This is a genomic window from Streptomyces sp. NPDC016459 (assembly GCF_040632845.1).
GTDB lineage: Bacteria > Actinomycetota > Actinomycetes > Streptomycetales > Streptomycetaceae > Streptomyces.
Map to the genome: position 1 here is coordinate 453346 of NZ_JBEYCR010000001.1, position 15174 is coordinate 468519.

Annotated in this window: 9 protein-coding genes; 2 read left to right on the forward strand and 7 right to left on the reverse strand. The window is 70.4% G+C overall.

Annotated features, from left to right (window positions below):
• The first annotated feature begins 52 nt into the window (after positions 1-52).
• Entirely contained in the window at positions 53-574 is a 522-nt protein-coding gene (locus tag ABZ567_RS02045) for an N-acetyltransferase (protein ID WP_360783465.1), read from the forward strand.
• On the opposite strand, the gene pulA is transcribed toward ABZ567_RS02045, so the two are convergent.
• The 7 genes from pulA to ABZ567_RS02080 all read right to left on the reverse strand — a co-directional run bounded on the left by pulA (position 561) and on the right by ABZ567_RS02080 (position 13762).
• Positions 561-5852, reverse strand: coding sequence for a pullulanase-type alpha-1,6-glucosidase (gene pulA / locus ABZ567_RS02050; RefSeq protein ID WP_360783468.1), 5292 nt, complete (start codon positions 5850-5852; stop codon positions 561-563). The two genes, ABZ567_RS02045 and pulA, sit on opposite strands and share 14 nt — an antisense overlap.
• Positions 5853-5922: 70 nt before the next feature.
• Positions 5923-7641 carry a carbohydrate-binding module family 20 domain-containing protein gene (locus ABZ567_RS02055; protein ID WP_360783470.1) on the reverse strand — a complete coding sequence of 573 codons (1719 nt, stop codon included), beginning with the start codon at positions 7639-7641 and terminating at the stop codon, positions 5923-5925.
• A gap of 123 nt (positions 7642-7764) precedes the next feature.
• On the reverse strand, positions 7765-8853 hold the full coding sequence (locus tag ABZ567_RS02060; RefSeq protein ID WP_360783473.1) for a LacI family DNA-binding transcriptional regulator: 1089 nt from the start codon (positions 8851-8853) through the stop codon (positions 7765-7767).
• Positions 8841-10535, reverse strand: coding sequence for an alpha-amylase family glycosyl hydrolase (locus tag ABZ567_RS02065; RefSeq protein ID WP_360783475.1), 1695 nt, complete (start codon positions 10533-10535; stop codon positions 8841-8843). The genes ABZ567_RS02060 and ABZ567_RS02065 overlap by 13 nt, the downstream gene beginning before the upstream one ends.
• 50 nt (positions 10536-10585) lie before the next feature.
• A complete protein-coding gene (locus ABZ567_RS02070; protein WP_360784990.1) occupies positions 10586-11458 on the reverse strand; it encodes a carbohydrate ABC transporter permease in 873 nt (290 codons plus the stop codon).
• Entirely contained in the window at positions 11452-12465 is a 1014-nt protein-coding gene (locus ABZ567_RS02075) for a sugar ABC transporter permease (protein WP_360783478.1), read from the reverse strand. The genes ABZ567_RS02070 and ABZ567_RS02075 overlap by 7 nt, the downstream gene beginning before the upstream one ends.
• A 19-nt stretch (positions 12466-12484) precedes the next feature.
• On the reverse strand, positions 12485-13762 hold the full coding sequence (locus ABZ567_RS02080; protein ID WP_360783481.1) for an extracellular solute-binding protein: 1278 nt from the start codon (positions 13760-13762) through the stop codon (positions 12485-12487).
• A gap of 349 nt (positions 13763-14111) precedes the next feature.
• On the opposite strand from ABZ567_RS02080, the gene ABZ567_RS02085 reads away from it, so the two are divergent.
• Positions 14112-15146 carry a LacI family DNA-binding transcriptional regulator gene (locus ABZ567_RS02085; RefSeq protein ID WP_360783484.1) on the forward strand — a complete coding sequence of 345 codons (1035 nt, stop codon included), beginning with the start codon at positions 14112-14114 and terminating at the stop codon, positions 15144-15146.
• Positions 15147-15174 lie beyond the last annotated feature (28 nt).

A 15174-nucleotide genomic window follows, 5' to 3' on the forward strand; every position in this document is an offset into this window, starting at 1 on the left:
GCCAGAGGGAAACGGCTGTCGGTTGTCTGGGCACACCTTTACGGTGATCGGTATGACGGCACAAGTGACCTTCCGGCAGGCGGACACGAGCGATGTGGACCTGCTGGCGGGGATGTACGACGGGGCGGCGCGCTGGATGGCGCGGAACGGCATCGACCAGTGGAAGCCCGGCGGGAAGAGCGCGGAGCACTTCGGGGAGCGGATCGCCGCGGGTGAGGTGTGGCTCGCGACGGACGGCGGCGGCCCGGCCGTCGGCGCGTACGAGCTGTGGTGGGAGGACGAGGAGGCGTGGGGCCCGCAGCCGCCGGTGGCCGGCTACGTCCACCGTCTGATGACGGCCCGGGGGGCGGCTCCCGCCGGGACCGGGCGGGCGTTGCTGGCGCACGCGGAGGGGCGGATCGCGGCCGGTGGGCGGGCCGTGGCCCGGCTGGACTGCCTGTCGGACAACCCGCGGCTCCGTACGTACTACGAGGCCGCGGGCTACCGTGCCGTCGGCGAGGAGGCGGGGAAGCTCGCCGCCGACGGCACGCGTTACGGGGTCACGCTGCTGGAGCGCGTGATCACCCGGCCTTGAACACCGCCACCGTCCGCGCCGGGACCGTGAAGGTGCCCGAAGCTGCCTCGTAGGAGGCGGACTTGACGACCGTGTCGGAGCCGGCGGCCTGGACCGGGTGGAGGCGGTAGCCCCTGCCCGCCAGGTCGGTGATCTTCTGCGAGGTGCCGTTCGGGATCGCGTTGAGGACGACGACCAGGTCACCGAGGCACATGGTGATCACGCCGGGGGTCTCGTCGCGGCCGGAGAGCGGGAAGGACAGCGCGGACTGCACCTGCCCGGTGGTGGCGAGCGAGAACACCGGCTCGGTAGTGCGGATCTTCTGGAGGTCGCGGTAGGCGGCGGAGGTGCCGTCGATCTCCGCGCAGCCGACCGTCAGGGCCGGGTTGACGAGCAGCGGCTTGCCGTAGCCCCACTTGGGCTTGTTGTCGGCGGCCGGCGGGAGGCCGATGCCGAAGCCGTTGCCGTCTCGGCAGTCCCAGTGGATGGCGTTGAACCAGTCGCCGCTGTCGTAGGAGTTGCGGTCCAGGGACTTGGAGCGCAGCAGGTCGGAGCCCGCCTGGGAGAGCGCCGGGCCCTGGGAGAGGGTCGCGGTGGCCATGGCGAGGACCTGCATGCGGGCCCGGTCGGCGGGGGTGGTGTCCGCCGGGAGCTTGAAGGCGAGCGCGTCGTACAGGGTCTCGTTGTCGTGGGCGTCGGCGTAGGCCAGGGCGTCGCCGGGGGCGGCGGCGTATCCGGCGGGGGCGCCGTTGTAGTCGACCTCGGAGCCCTTGACGGTACGGCCGGAGGTGTCGGTGAAGGTGTAGGCGGCGAGGTTGCCGGTGAGACCGACCTTGATCAGGTCCTGGTAGTGGAGGAGCCGGGCCTTCTGCTGCTCCTGGGTGCCGTTGGCGGTGGAGGTGTTGGGGTCGGTGAAGAGGCCGGAGGCGAAGCCCTGGACGCCGGGGTCCTCGTCGAAGGGGCCGCCGCCGCGGACGGCGTCGCGGGCCCGGTCGGAGAAGGTGGCGACGCCGGTGCCGGCCATGTTCTTCTGGGTGGCCTGGACGAAGCGGGAGTCGTCGGCGATCTCGCCGAAGTTCCAGCCTTCGCCGTAGAGGACGATCGCCTTGCCGTCGACGCCGTCCTTCTCGACGGTCAGGGCGTCGAGGGCCGCGCGGACGGCGAGGATGTTCTCCTTCGGGTGGTGGCCCATGAGGTCGAAGCGGAAGCCGTCGACCTTGTACTCGCGCGCCCAGGTGACGACGGAGTCGACGACGAGCTTGCCCATCATGGCGTTCTCGGGCGCGGTGTTGGCGCAGCAGGTGGAGGTGGCGACGGAGCCGTCGGCCTGGAGGCGCTGGTAGTAGCCGGGCACGATCCGGTCGAGGACGGACTTGTCGGACTGTCCGGCGGCGACGGTGTGGTTGTAGACGACGTCCATGACCGTGCGCAGGCCCTGTCCGTTGAGCGCCTGGACCATCTGCCGGAACTCGACCGTGCGGCGGGTGCCGTTCGGGTCGGTGGCGTAGGAGCCCTCGGGGACGGTGTAGTGCAGCGGGTCGTAGCCCCAGTTGTAGGCGTCCCTGGCCGCGGCGGCGGCGACGCAGGCCTGTTGCTCCTCGGAGTCGGGGGCGTAGACCTTGAGGTCGCAGGCGGGGGTGGTCTGTCCGGACTTCTTCTCGGGGATGGTGCCGATGTCGAAGGCCGGGAGGAGGTGGACGTAGGAGGTACCGGAGTCGGCGAGGGCCTTGAGGTGCTTGGAGCCCTGGCTGTTCCTGTCGGTGAAGGCGAGGAAGGTGCCCTTGTGGGCGGCCTCGGCCGTCGGGTCCGCGATCGAGAAGTCGCGGACGTGCAGCTCCTGGATCTGGGCGTCCCGCAGCGGGACGGGGGCCGGCTTCTTCAGTGACGTCCAGCCCTTGGGCGCGAGCCGGGTGTCGGTGAGGTCGACGGCGAGGCTGCGGGCGGAGTCGGTGGTGAGGGCGGTGGAGTAGGGGTCGGTGACCTTGTTGGTGACGACCTGCTGGACGGTGGGCGCCCAGACCTTCACGACGTAGCGGTAGGGCTTGCCCGTCCAGGACTTCGGGCCGGTGACGGACCAGACGCCGGAGCTGTCGTCGCGCCGCATGGGGACGGCCTTGCCGTCGAGATCGAGGGCGACGGACTGGGCGGTGGGGGCCCACACCGACAGGGTGGGGCGGCCGCCGCGGAAGACGGGTCCGAGGGCGGCGCCGGCCGCCTTCCCGGCGTACAGGTCGTCGAGTACGCCGGCGGTCTGCACGCCGGTGGCGGCGAGCAGGGCGCCGTTGGCGGCGCGTTGGGTGGCGATGAGCTGGCCGCGCAGGGAGTCACGGACGCGGTCGGCGTCGCGCGGGTCGACGGCGAAGGCCGGGTACTCCTTGAGGTGCGGGAACGCCGTCTTCTGGGCGTCGGTGAGGGCGGTCCGGTCGAGCCGGAGCCACTGGCCCTCGGTGTCCAGGGCGCCGTCGGTGACGGTGATCCCGCCGTCCTTCGCGTACACCAGCTGTTGGCTGGTGGCGTCGGTGGCCTTGACCTTCCAGACGACGGTGTTCCGGTCGATCCACTGGGCCTCGGCCTTGCCGAGGTCGAGGTTCGGGGCGCCGCCGACGGTGGGGAGCAGGTACTTCTGCTGTCCGGAGAGCGTCCAGATCTCGTGGCCGTGGGTGGCGAGGTCGAGGGACTGGTCGGTGGGCAGGTCCTTCTCGTCGCCCTTGTGGAGGATGTACGAGAGGGAGGTCGCGCCCTCGGTGAGCGGCACCTCGTAGACGGCGCCGTACGCGTCGGTGCGGACGGGCATGAGCGGCTTGGACCAGTCGGTGGGCTGGGCGGCGCCGGTCCAGGTGTGGAGGCCCCAGCCGTCGTAGTTCCCGTCGGGGCGGTGGTAGTGGATGACGGCCTTGGTCTTGTCCTGCTGTCCGGGGGCCGGGTCGGTGTCGGACTGGTCTTCGGCCCCCTGCGTGATCCAGACCTCGCCGGTGCGGCCGAGGGTGATGCTGCGCTGGGGGCCGTCGGCGGTGCCGTCCTTCTCGACGGTGTACGTGACGGTGGAGGCGCCCTCGGGGACCTTGACCCAGGCGAAGGCGCCGTGGGCGTCGCGGCCGGTGAACGCGGCTTCCTGCCCTGCCGCCTTCAGGGTCCAGCCGTCGTAGTTCCCGTCCTCGCGCCGGTAGTGGACGATCGCGTGGGTGCGCTCGACGGCGACGGGCCTCTCGGGCGCCGGGGCCCGGCCCGCCCTGCTGGCGGCGGTGGCGCTCGCGGTGCGGCCGGCGCTGTCGACGACGACGGCCTTGTAGCGCAGGGCGGTGCCGGCGGGGGCGGTGACGTGCTGGGTGACCTTGTAGGGGGCGTGGTCGGCGGTGCCGAGGGTCTGCCAGCGGCCGTTGCCGGTCTGGGCGGCGAAGACGACCCGGTTGAGGCCGCCGCCGGTGACGTCGGCGGTGAGTTCGACGGTTCCGGTGGCTCCGGCGGCGGGGGCCTTCAGGGACACGGCGGGCTTCGAGGCCGGGTCCGCGAGGGGCTTGTCGGCCTTGAGGACCAGGGAGGACAGGGCCGGGACGGTGACGGTCACCTTGCCGTCCTTCGCGGCGACGGCGCCCTGGCCGCCGTACAGGAAGCGGAGGTTCGCGGAGTCGACGGGGACGGTGACGGTCCTGGCGGTGGTGGCGCTGTTGGAGGCGACCAGGTACTCGGTCCGCCGGGCCGCGTCCGTACGGGAGAAGGCGTAGACGGAGCCCTCGGCGTACCGTTCCTGCTGGACGCCGTCGCGGAGGGCCGGGTGTGTCTTCGTGAGACGGGACAGCTGGGCGACCGAGCTGTACACGGGGTGCGTGGTGTCGTACGCGTCGGTGGCGTGGGTGCGGTCGGTGCCGAGCTGGTCGTCGTCGAGGTAGTCGGCGGACCGGGCGGCGAAGAGGGGCTGGCGGGCGTCCTTGTCGCCGCCGGCGCCGGTGAAGCCCTGCTCGTCGCCGGAGTAGATCACCGGGTTGCCCCGGGAGAGGAACATCAGCTCGTTGGCGAGGCGGGCCCGCTGGACGAGTTCGGCGTCGGACGCGGTCGGGTTGTCCTGCTTGAGGAAGGTGCCGATGCGGCCCATGTCGTGGTTGCCGAGGAAGGTGACCTGCTCGTAGGCGTTGGCCTTGTCGGTGGTGTAGCGGTAGTCCTCGGCGAAGACCTTGGCGAGGCGGTCGGCTCCGGCGCCCTGGGAGGCGAAGGCCCGGGCCGCGTCCTGGAAGGGGAAGTCGAGGGTGGAGTCGAGCCGGCCCCTGGTCACGTAGGGGGCGGTGACGGTGGGGTCGGCGGAGTACACCTCGCCGAACATGAAGAAGTCCTCGCGGCCCCGCTTCTGGGCGTAGGCGTCGAGGGCGGTGGCCCACTGGGTCCAGAAGTCCAGGTCGACGTGTTTGACGGTGTCGATGCGGAAGCCGTCGATCTTGAAGTCGCGGACCCACTTCTCGTAGATCCGCTTCATGCCCTCGACGACCTCGGGGCGCTCGGTCCACAGGTCGTCGAGCCCGACGAAGTCGCCGTACTCGGCGGACTCCCCGGCCCAGGTGGAGTCGCCCCGGTTGTGGTACATCGTGGGGTCGTTGAGCCAGGACGGGACCTTGGTGTTCGCCTTCTCGACGGGGGTGTACGGGAAGGAGTCCGCGTCCACCTTCCCGATCTTGGTCCGGTCGTCGAAGGGGCGGCCCGAGGCGTCGAGGTAGGGGTGGGAGCCCTTGGGGCGGTAGCCGTACTTCTGCTCGGCGTAGTCGACGGTGTCGGCGGTGTGGTTGGTGATGACGTCGAAGAAGACCTTCATGCCCTTGGCGTGGGCGGCGGCGATCAGCCTCTCCAGGTCCTCGTTGGTCCCGAAGTGCGGGTCGACCTGGGTGAAGTCGGTGATCCAGTAGCCGTGGTAGCCGGCCGAGGCGTCCTTGCCGGTGCCCTGCACGGGCCGGTTCTTGAAGATCGGCGCCATCCAGATGGCGGTGGTGCCGAGGCCCTTGATGTAGTCGAGCCGCTGGGTCAGGCCCTTGAGGTCGCCGCCCTGGTAGAAGCCCTTGTCCGTGGGGTCGAAGCCGGTCTGCGTACGGCTGCCGGTGAGGCCGCCCCGGTCGTTGGAGGTGTCGCCGTTGGCGAAGCGGTCGGGCAGGACGAAGTAGAACTGCTCGCGGGTGAGGTCCTGGCGGGCGGGCTCGGCCGCGAGCGCCCGGTCGGACGGCGGGGCGGGGGGCCGGGGCGCGGCGGCCGCGGGGACGGCGGGCGCGAGGGCGGCGCACAGGGCGGCGGCGAGCGCGACCGCCGTTCTCTTGCGTGTCACGGGGGTGCTCCCTGGAGGGACGGGAAGAGGGGGCCGCCCCGGACGGGGCGGCCCTGCGGAGGGAGGGGACTCAGCTGCGGAAGGTGTCGTTCAGGACGGTCTGGCCGGAGGCGGGGACGGTCGCGGTGCGGTTGGCGCCGGACTCCCAGGTGACGTTTCCGGCGGCGTCCTTGCGGACGTACTTGTACTCGAAGGCCGTTCCGGCGGGGAGGCCGAGGGTGAGCTTCCAGACGGGGTACGTGGCCGGGTCGAGCTTCAGGGCGGCGGCCGGGGACCAGTTGCCGAGTTCGGCGCGGTTGCCGGTGACGTAGATGTTCTGGCCGACCGTGGTGGTGGCGGTGACATTGAACGAGGCTCCCGCGGTGGCGGGCGGGGTCGTCGTCGGCGGCGCGGTCGGGGTGGTGCCGCCGCAGCCGGTGGCGTTGACGTGCAGGGCCAGCGCGGTGTTGGCGCCGAGGGTGGCCGTGAACTGGCCGGACGAGTTCACCGTCACGGGCGTGTTCGACTGGACGTCGCAGTAGCCGCCGGCGGGCAGCGAGGTCTGGTAGGTGCGGGTGAGCGCCCAGGACTCGTGGTTGATCGCCACGTACGCCTTGGAGCCGCGGCCGAACGCGATGGCGTTGTTGCCGTTGTCCCACCAGTGGGTGACGGCCTGGCCGCGCGCGGTGTTGCGGAAGGCGACCATGGAGGAGATCTCGCGCCAGGCGTGCTGGCACTTCCAGCCGTCGGTGTAGCAGGCGTTGACCTGGCCGCCGTTGGGCGGTCCCGCGTCCTTGTCGGTCCACTCGTAGCCGGAGTGGACGTCCGGGGAGCCGTAGGGCCAGGCGAGCGCGAAGACGGAGGCGAGGGTGTAGTTCGCGCCGTCCTTGTAGGAGAGGGTGTCTCCGCCGCGCTCGGTGTCGTGGTTGTCCACGAAGACGTTGGACTGGCCGGAGGGCAGGTGGCCCCAGGCCTCGCCGAAGTTCTTCACATAGGCGAGCTTCTCGTTCTGCAGGACGCGCTTGAGGTCGCGGGCGTAGCGGAACTCCTGGACGTCTCCGCTGCCGAGGTACTCGCTCGGGGAGACGGCCTCGCCGGCGCCGTGGATGGCCTCCAGCTTCCAGTACACGCCGGGCTTGGTGAGCCGGGACTTGATGTTCGCGAGGTCGGCGGCCGGCATGTGCTTGGCGGCGTCGATGCGGAAGCCGTCGACGCCGAGGGACAGGAGGTCGTTGAGGTAGCCGGCTATGCGGCCGCGGACGTACTCCTCGCCGGTGTCGAGGTCGGGGAGCTGGACCAGTTCGCAGTTCTGGACGTTGCCGCGGTCCTGGTAGTTGGTGATCGTGGACCGGCAGTCGTCCATGTCGGAGCCGGAGTAGAGGCCCGGGTAGTCGTACTTGGAGAACGGGGTCCCGCCCGTTCCCGTGCCGGAGCCGTTCGCCATGTGGTTGATGACGGAGTCGGCGACGACCTTGACGCCCGCCGCGTGGCAGGTGTCGATCATCTTCTTGAAGGCGGTGCGGTCGCCGAGACGTCCGGCGATCTTGTAACTGACCGGCTGGTACGAGGTCCACCACTGGCCGCCCTGCACGTGTTCCTGGGGCGGGGAGACCTGGACGTATCCGTATCCGGCGGGGCCGAGGCGGTCGGTGCACTCACGGCCGACCGAGGCGAAGTTCCATTCGAACATCACCGCGGTGACGTCCTTCTCGCCGGGCGGGGCGGCCTGCGCCGGGGCGTTTCCCGTGACGGCCACAGCGGCGGCTCCCGCCACGAGGGCGAGTGCAGCGGCCACGGTTCTCCTGGCCATGCTTCCTCCTGTACGACGTCGATGTCGCAAGAAGTTGCCGAAAACTTCAGCAACTGTTTTCAGCCGTGACCGTACGAGTGCCCCGGCGCCCGGTCAACCCTCCGGACACCCCGACGCAACTTGTTACGAAAGGACTTGGGGGTCGCGGTGAGCGCCCGCGGGAGGCTGCGCCGTGGAGCCGCGCACCACCAGCTCCGGCTGGAAGACGAACTCCGTGCGCTGCACGGGATTGCCCTCGATCTCCTCCAGGAGCGCGCCGACCGCCGCCGTCGCCATGGCCTGTACGGGCTGGCGCACGGTGGAGAGGGGCGGGCTGGTGAAGGCGATGAGCGGCGAGTCGTCGAAGCCGACGACGGAGACGTCCCCGGGCACGTCGAGGCCGCGGGCGCGGACGGCACGGATCACGCCGAGCGCCATCAGGTCGGAGCCGCAGACGATGCCCGTACAGCCCTCACGGAGCAGGATGTCGGCGGCGGCGTGCCCGCCCTCGACACCGAACAGCGTGGGCCTGATGAACCGTTCCGCGTCGGCCCGTTCGACGCCGAGGAGCTCGTACAGCTCGGCCGTGAAGCCCTCGGCCTTGCGGCGCGAGGGGACGTAGCGGGTGGGGCCGATGGCGAGCCCGATCCGCTCGTGGCCCAGCTCGACCAGGTGCCGCACGGCCATGCGGGCCGCGGCCCGGTCGTCCGGGGAGACGAAGTTGGCGTCGATGTGCTCGTTGTAGCCGTTGATGAGGACGTACGGCACGCCCCGGGCGGACAGCCGGGCGTAGCGGGAGGGGTCGGCGGAGGCGTCCGCGTGCAGCCCGGAGAGGAAGACGATGCCGGCCACCCCGCGCTCCACGAGCTGCTCGACGAGTTCGTCCTCGGTGGCGCCGCCGGGCATCTGGGTGCAGAGCACCGGGGTGTAGCCGTGACCGGCGAGGACCTGCTCGACGACCTGGGCGAACGCCGGGAAGATCGGATTGGTCAGCTCGGGCACGACGAGCCCGACGAGGCCCGCGCTGCGGCGTTTGAGCCGTACGGGACGCTCGTACCCGAGGACGTCGAGCGCCGCGAGCACCTTGTGCCGGGTCGCCCCGGCCACGCCCGCCTTGCCGTTGAGGACACGGCTGACGGTGGCCTCGCTGACACCGGACTGGGCGGCGATGTCCGCGAGCCGCGGGGCGCCGTTCCCGGCGCCCCGCGGCAGGGGGATCGTCACACCGCCCACCAGACGGTGGTGTCGGCGGGCACCAACGCCTCGTCGTCGACGATCCTGACGTCCTCGTTGGAGAGGAGATACCGGCCGGGCAGCGGGACGGAGATGGCCCGGCCGGTGGTGTTGGCGGTGCAGACGAATCCGTCACGGCGGAAGGAGAGCACACCCTCGGGTGCCTCCAGCCACTCGACGGACTCGCCCGCACCGAGTCCGGGGCGCTCGCGGCGGACGGCGAGCGCGCTGCGGTACAGCTCCAGGGTGGAGCCGGGGTCACCCGTCTGCGCCTCGACGCTCAGCGCGCCCCAGGTCGCGGGCTGCGGCAGCCAGGAGCCGCCGTCGCCGAAGCCGTACGAGGAGCCCTCGACGGTCCACGGGATCGGGACCCGGCAGCCGTCGCGGAAGCCGTCCTGGCCGCTGGCCCGCCAGAACGACGGGTCCTGGCGCACCTCGTCGGGCAGGTCGGTGACGTCCGGCAGACCGAGCTCCTCACCCTGGTAGATGTACGCCGAGCCGGGCAGGGCCAGCATCAGCAGGGTCGCGGCGCGGGCCCGGCGCAGGCCGAGTTCGCGGTCCCCGGCGGTGCGCAGCTGGGTGCCGAGGCCCGCCGGGTTGGCGAAGCGGGTGGCGTGCCGGGTGACGTCGTGATTGGACAGCACCCAGGTGGTGGGGGCACCGACCGGGCGCATCGCCTCCAGCGACTCGTCGATGACGCGCCGCAGCTCGGCCGCGTCCCAGTGGGTGCCCAGGTACTGGAAGTTGAAGGCCTGGTGCATCTCGTCGGGGCGCACGTAGTTCGCGGTGCGCGCGACGGTGGGGGTCCAGGCCTCGGCGACGAGGATGCGCTCGCTGGGGGTCCCCCCAGGCGAAGCCGAGGGGGAGTACTCGGAAAGAATCCGTCGCCAGGAGCGGTAGACCTCGTGGACGCCGTCCTGGTCGAAGAAGGGCATGACGTCGTTGCCGAGCAGCTTCAGCTGGTCGTGGGCGCCGAGGTCGGGCAGGCCCTCGGCCTTGACGAGGCCGTGGGCGACGTCGACGCGGAAGCCGTCGACGCCCATGTCGAGCCAGAAGCGGAGGATGGAGCGGAACTCGTCGCGTACGGCGGGGTGTTCCCAGTTGAAGTCGGGCTGCTCCGGGGCGAACAGGTGCAGGTACCAGTCGCCGGGGGTGCCGTCCGGGTCCTCGGTGCGGGTCCAGGCCGGGCCGCCGAAGATGGACTCCCAGTCGTTGGGCGGCAGTTCGCCGCTCGATCCCTTGCCGGGGCGGAAGTGGTAGCGCTCGCGCAGTGGCGACCCGGGGCCCTCGCGCAGCGCGCGCTGGAACCACTCGTGCTGGTCGGAGGAGTGGTTGGGCACCAGGTCGACGATGACGCGCAGGCCCAGGTCGTGGGCCTCGCGGATCATCGCGTCGGCGTCGAGGAGCGAGCCGAACATGGGGTCGATGGCCCGGTAGTCGGCGACGTCGTACCCCGCGTCGGCCTGCGGCGAGGCGTAGAACGGCGAGAGCCAGACGGCGTCGACGCCGAGCTCCTTGAGGTACGGCAGCCGGCGCCGGACGCCCTCCAGGTCGCCCATGCCGTCGCCGTTGCCGTCGGCGAAGCTGCGCGGGTAGATCTGGTAGATCACGGCGTCTCTCCACCAGCCCGTGTGCGTGCCGGTGGTCGGGGCGTCGGCCGGGGTGGCGAGATGCTGGGTCATGGCTTCCCTGGGAGGTAAGGAGGTGCGTACAGGAGGGGCGCTCAGGGCCGTCAGCCCTTGACGGCACCGGCGGACATGCCGGTGACCAGGTGCCGCTGGGCGATGAGGAACACCAGGGCGGCGGGGACGGCGATCAGCACGGAGGCCGCTGCCATCGGGCCCCACTGGGCGCCGTACTGGTTGACGAACTTCTGCAGTCCGCCGGCCAGGGTGAGGTTCTCGTCGCCGACCATGAAGGCGGAGGCGTAGGCGACCTCGCCCCAGGCGGTGATGAAGGAGTAGAAGGCGGTGACGGCGATGCCCGGCTTGGCGAGCGGCAGGATCAGCCGCCAGAAGGTGCCGAACGGGGTGAGCCCGTCGACGTAGCCGGACTCGTCGATCTCGCGCGGGATGGTGTCGAAGAAGCCCTTCATCATCCACGCGCAGAAGGGGACGGCGATCGTCAGGTACGTGACGACCAGGCCGACGGGCTGGTTGAGCAGGCCCATCGACGCCATGATGTTGTAGATCGGCACGATAAGGACGGCGACCGGGAACATCTGGGTGATGAGCAGCGTCCACATCAGTCCGCGCTTGCCGGGGAAGCGGAAGCGGCTGACGGCGTAGCCCGTGGTGGCGGAGATGAAGACGCCGATGACGGTGGTGAGTCCGGCGACGAGCAGCGAGTTCCCGAACCAGGTGAGGAACGGGGTGTCGTTCAGCAGGTTCGTGTAGTTCTCGAACGTCGTCTCTTTGAAGAAGTCCGTGGTGATGGCGTACTTCGCGGGCTTCAGCGAGGTCAGCAGGACCCAGAGGACCGGGAAGACGGCGATCACCGACGCCACGACGAGCGTGACGTGCAGCGCGACCGAGGCGAGCGGCGAACGGCGGCCGCGGACCGGGAGGTTCGCGGTCTGCGGGGTGGGGGTCGTGGTGGTCACCAGACTTCTCCCTGCTTGCGGAGGACGCGCTGGTAGATCGCGGCGAAGATCATCAGGAGGACCAGGATGAGGACGCCCCACGTGGACGACTGGGCGAAGTCGCGCGGGCTGATCTCGAAGGAGAACTTGTACGCCTGGGTGACGAGGATCTGGGTGGCCTCGCCGGGTCCGCCCCGGGTGAGCAGGAAGATCACCGGGAACATGTTGAAGGTCCAGATGGTGGAGAGCAGGATCACCGTCGTCGACACCGCGCTGAGGCCGGGCATGGTGATGTGCCGGAAGCGCTGCCAGGCGTTGGCGCCGTCCATCTCGGCGGCCTCGTACAGCTCGCCGGGGATGGACTGGAGCCCGCCGAGGAGGGCGACCATCATGAACGGGACGCCGAGCCAGACGTTGACGAGGATGACCGAGAACTTGGCCCAGGTGGGGTCGTTCAGCCACGGGACGGCGTCGATGCCGCCGCCCGCGAGGAGCTTGTTGAGGAGACCGTTGTCCTGGTTGTAGAGGAAGCGCCAGGCGAAGACGGAGACGAAGCCGGGCACCGCCCAGGGCAGGATCAGCAGCATCCGGTAGACGGAGCGGCCGGCGATCCTGCGGTTGAGGACGTTGGCGAGGCTCAGGCCGAGGGCGAAGGTGATCGCCACGCAGGACACGGTCCACACGATCGTCCAGCCGAGCGTCCCGAGGAACTGCCCGCCGGTGAGCGCGTCGGCGTAGTTGTCGAGACCGACGAACTCGTAGGTGGCCGGGATCTCGTTGACCCCGATCGAGCGGGCGACGTTCCGCTCGTTGGCGTTCGTCAGGGACAGGTAGACACCGCGGACCAGCGGGTAGCCGATGATCACGGCGATCACGACGGTGACCGGGGCGATCATCGCCCAGGCGTACCAGTGGGTGGAGAGGGAGCGCTTGGGCCCGCTCCGGGGCTTTCCAGTTCCGCGGCTCCGGCCGCGGGCGACGCTGTCGCCCGCGGCCTTCACCACCGACTGGCTGGGGGTGTCCACAGCCATCAGCCGGCCTGCCTTCCTGTTACTTCCAGTCCTTCAGGAGCTTGCGGTAGGAGTCACCCGTCGCCTTGGCTCCCGCGTCCGGGGTGGTCTGGCCGGTGAGGACCTTGGTGTACTCGGTGACGAGCGGCGCGAAGAGGCTGCCGGTCTCCGGGATCCAGGGGCGCTCGACGGCCTTGTCGACGACCGGCTTGAAGAAGGTGATCATCTCGTTGGTCGCCACGTCCGGCTTGATGTAGACGGACTGCCGGGTCGGGAGGAGGCTGAGCTCCTTCGCGACCGTCGCCTGCGTCTCGGCCGAGGTCATGTACTCGGTGAAGGCGTAGGAGGCGGCGAGGTTCTTGGAGCCCGCGTAGACGGCGAGGTTGTGACCGCCCTGCGGGGCGCCCTGGCCGGCCGAACCGGCCGGGACCGGGGCGATGCCCAGGTTGGCCTTGTCGGTGAACTCCTTGCCCGCGTGGGTGTCGGAGACGGCCCAGGGGCCGTTGATGATCATGGCGACCTTGCCGTCCTTGAAGGCCGTCTGCATGTTGTTCCAGCCGTCGGTCGCGTCGGTCTTGGCCGCGCCCGAGTCGACCAGGTCCTTGACGACCTTGAAGGCCTTCACGCCGGCGGCGTTGTCGACGGTGATCGTCTTCTTCTCGGCGTCGACGAGGTCGCCGCCCTCGCCGTACAGGAAGGAGAGGAACCAGTAGGCGTCGTCGCCGCGCAGGTACAGGCCGGGGTTGCCGGTCTTCTGTTTGATCTTGGCGGAGACGGTCTTGAGCTCGTCGATGGTCTTGGGGACCGCGACACCGGCCTCCTTGAAGATCTTCTTGTTGTAGAAGATGCCCATGGAGTCGATGACCTGCGGCACCGCGTACGTCTTGCCGTTGTACTTGGTGGAGGCGGCGGCCTGCTCCAGGAAGTCGTCCGACTCCTTGAGGGCCGGGGTGCCGTCGAGCGGGGCCAGGTAGCCGAGGTCCGCGAACTCGGGGGTCCAGGCGACCTCGGAGCGGATGACGTCGGGTGCGCCGGAGCCGGACTGGGCGGCGTTCTTGAACTTGTTCTGCGCCTCACCGAACGGCACGTTCACGTACTTGACGGTGACCTTCGGGTGCTTCTTCTTGAAGTCCTCGGCGACCTTCTTGAAGACCTTGTCCTCGGAGCCGACCGTGGAGGTGTCCCACCAGGTCACGGTTCCGGAGAGCTCGCCCGAAGTCGTCGAGCCGCCGCCGTTCGAACCGCTGTCGCTCCCGCACGCCGCCAGGGTCACGCCCAGGGCCGCGACCAGCGCGGTGGTCGCTATGCCACGCCGCATGTGAACTCCTTCAACTGATCCCGGGGGGACGAGGGGCTGGAACCTTCCTCATGCGACCGCTCCCTCGCGGCGCTCCGGGTTGCCAGGAACGTAACAGGGATGAAAACGCGCCGAAAGACCTTGCGGGAACTTTCTGCAAGGACCGGGGATCGTTACATCCACGTGTCCCTAAGGTTGCCATCGGATCGCTTGACAGCAGCTGAAAGAGGCCTCCAGCGGGGCGTTCGGGCCGCCGCGCGCGCCCCGAGCACCTGCTCACGCGCCCCGCAATTCCTGCAAGACCTTGCGAGGTGGCTTGCATCATCCGGTCGGTGGGCAATACGCCCGGTGACCGGTACAGTCCATCCTCATGACCGCGCGGCTCTCCGACATCGCAGCCCAGGCGGGGGTCAGTGAGGCCACAGTCAGCCGCGTGCTCAACGGCAAGCCGGGAGTGGCCACCGCCACCCGCGAGTCCGTCCTTGCCGCGCTCGACGTGCTCGGCTACGAGCGGCCCGTACGACTGCGCCAGCGCAGCGCGGGGCTCGTCGGTCTCATCACCCCCGAACTCGACAACCCGATCTTCCCCGCGCTCGCGCAGGTCATCGGGCAGGCCCTGACCCGGCAGGGCTACACGCCGGTCCTCGCCACCCAGACCCCCGGCGGGTCCACCGAGGACGAGCTCACCGACATGCTGGTGGAGCGCGGCGTCGCCGGCATCATCTTCGTCTCCGGACTGCACGCCGACACCACCGCCGACATGACGCGCTACGACCAGCTGCGCGGCAAGGGCGTCCCGTACGTCCTGCTCAACGGCTTCTCCCCCAAGGTCCAGGCGCCCTTCGTCTCCCCCGACGACCGCGCGGCGATGCGGCTCGCGGTGACGCACCTGGCCGCGCTCGGGCACACCCGGATCGGGCTCGCCGTCGGTCCGAAGCGGTTCGTGCCGGTGCTGCGCAAGATAGAGGGCTTCCAGAAGGGCATGGAGGAGCGGCTCGGTCTCGGACCGGAGGAGTCGGAGGAGCTGATCCAGCACTCCCTCTACACCCTGGAGGGCGGCCAGGCCGCGGCCGGGGCGCTGATCTCCCGGGGCTGCACGGCGGTCGTCTGCGCGAGCGACATGATGGCGCTCGGCGCGATCCGGGCCGCCCGGCAGCAGGGGCTCGACGTCCCCCGGGACGTCTCCGTCGTCGGCTTCGACGACTCGCCCCTCATAGCCTTCACCGATCCGCCGCTGACCACCATCCGGCAGCCCGTGCAGGCGATGGGGCAGGCCGCGGTCCGCGCGCTGCTCGAAGAGGTGGGCGGCACTCCGGCCCCGCACTCCGAGTTCGTGTTCATGCCCGAACTGGTCGTCCGCGGGTCCACCGCCTCGGCCCCGACCACCGTCCGTCCCTCCGTCTGACCCCTGCGCATCCGCCCTCGGACGTCCT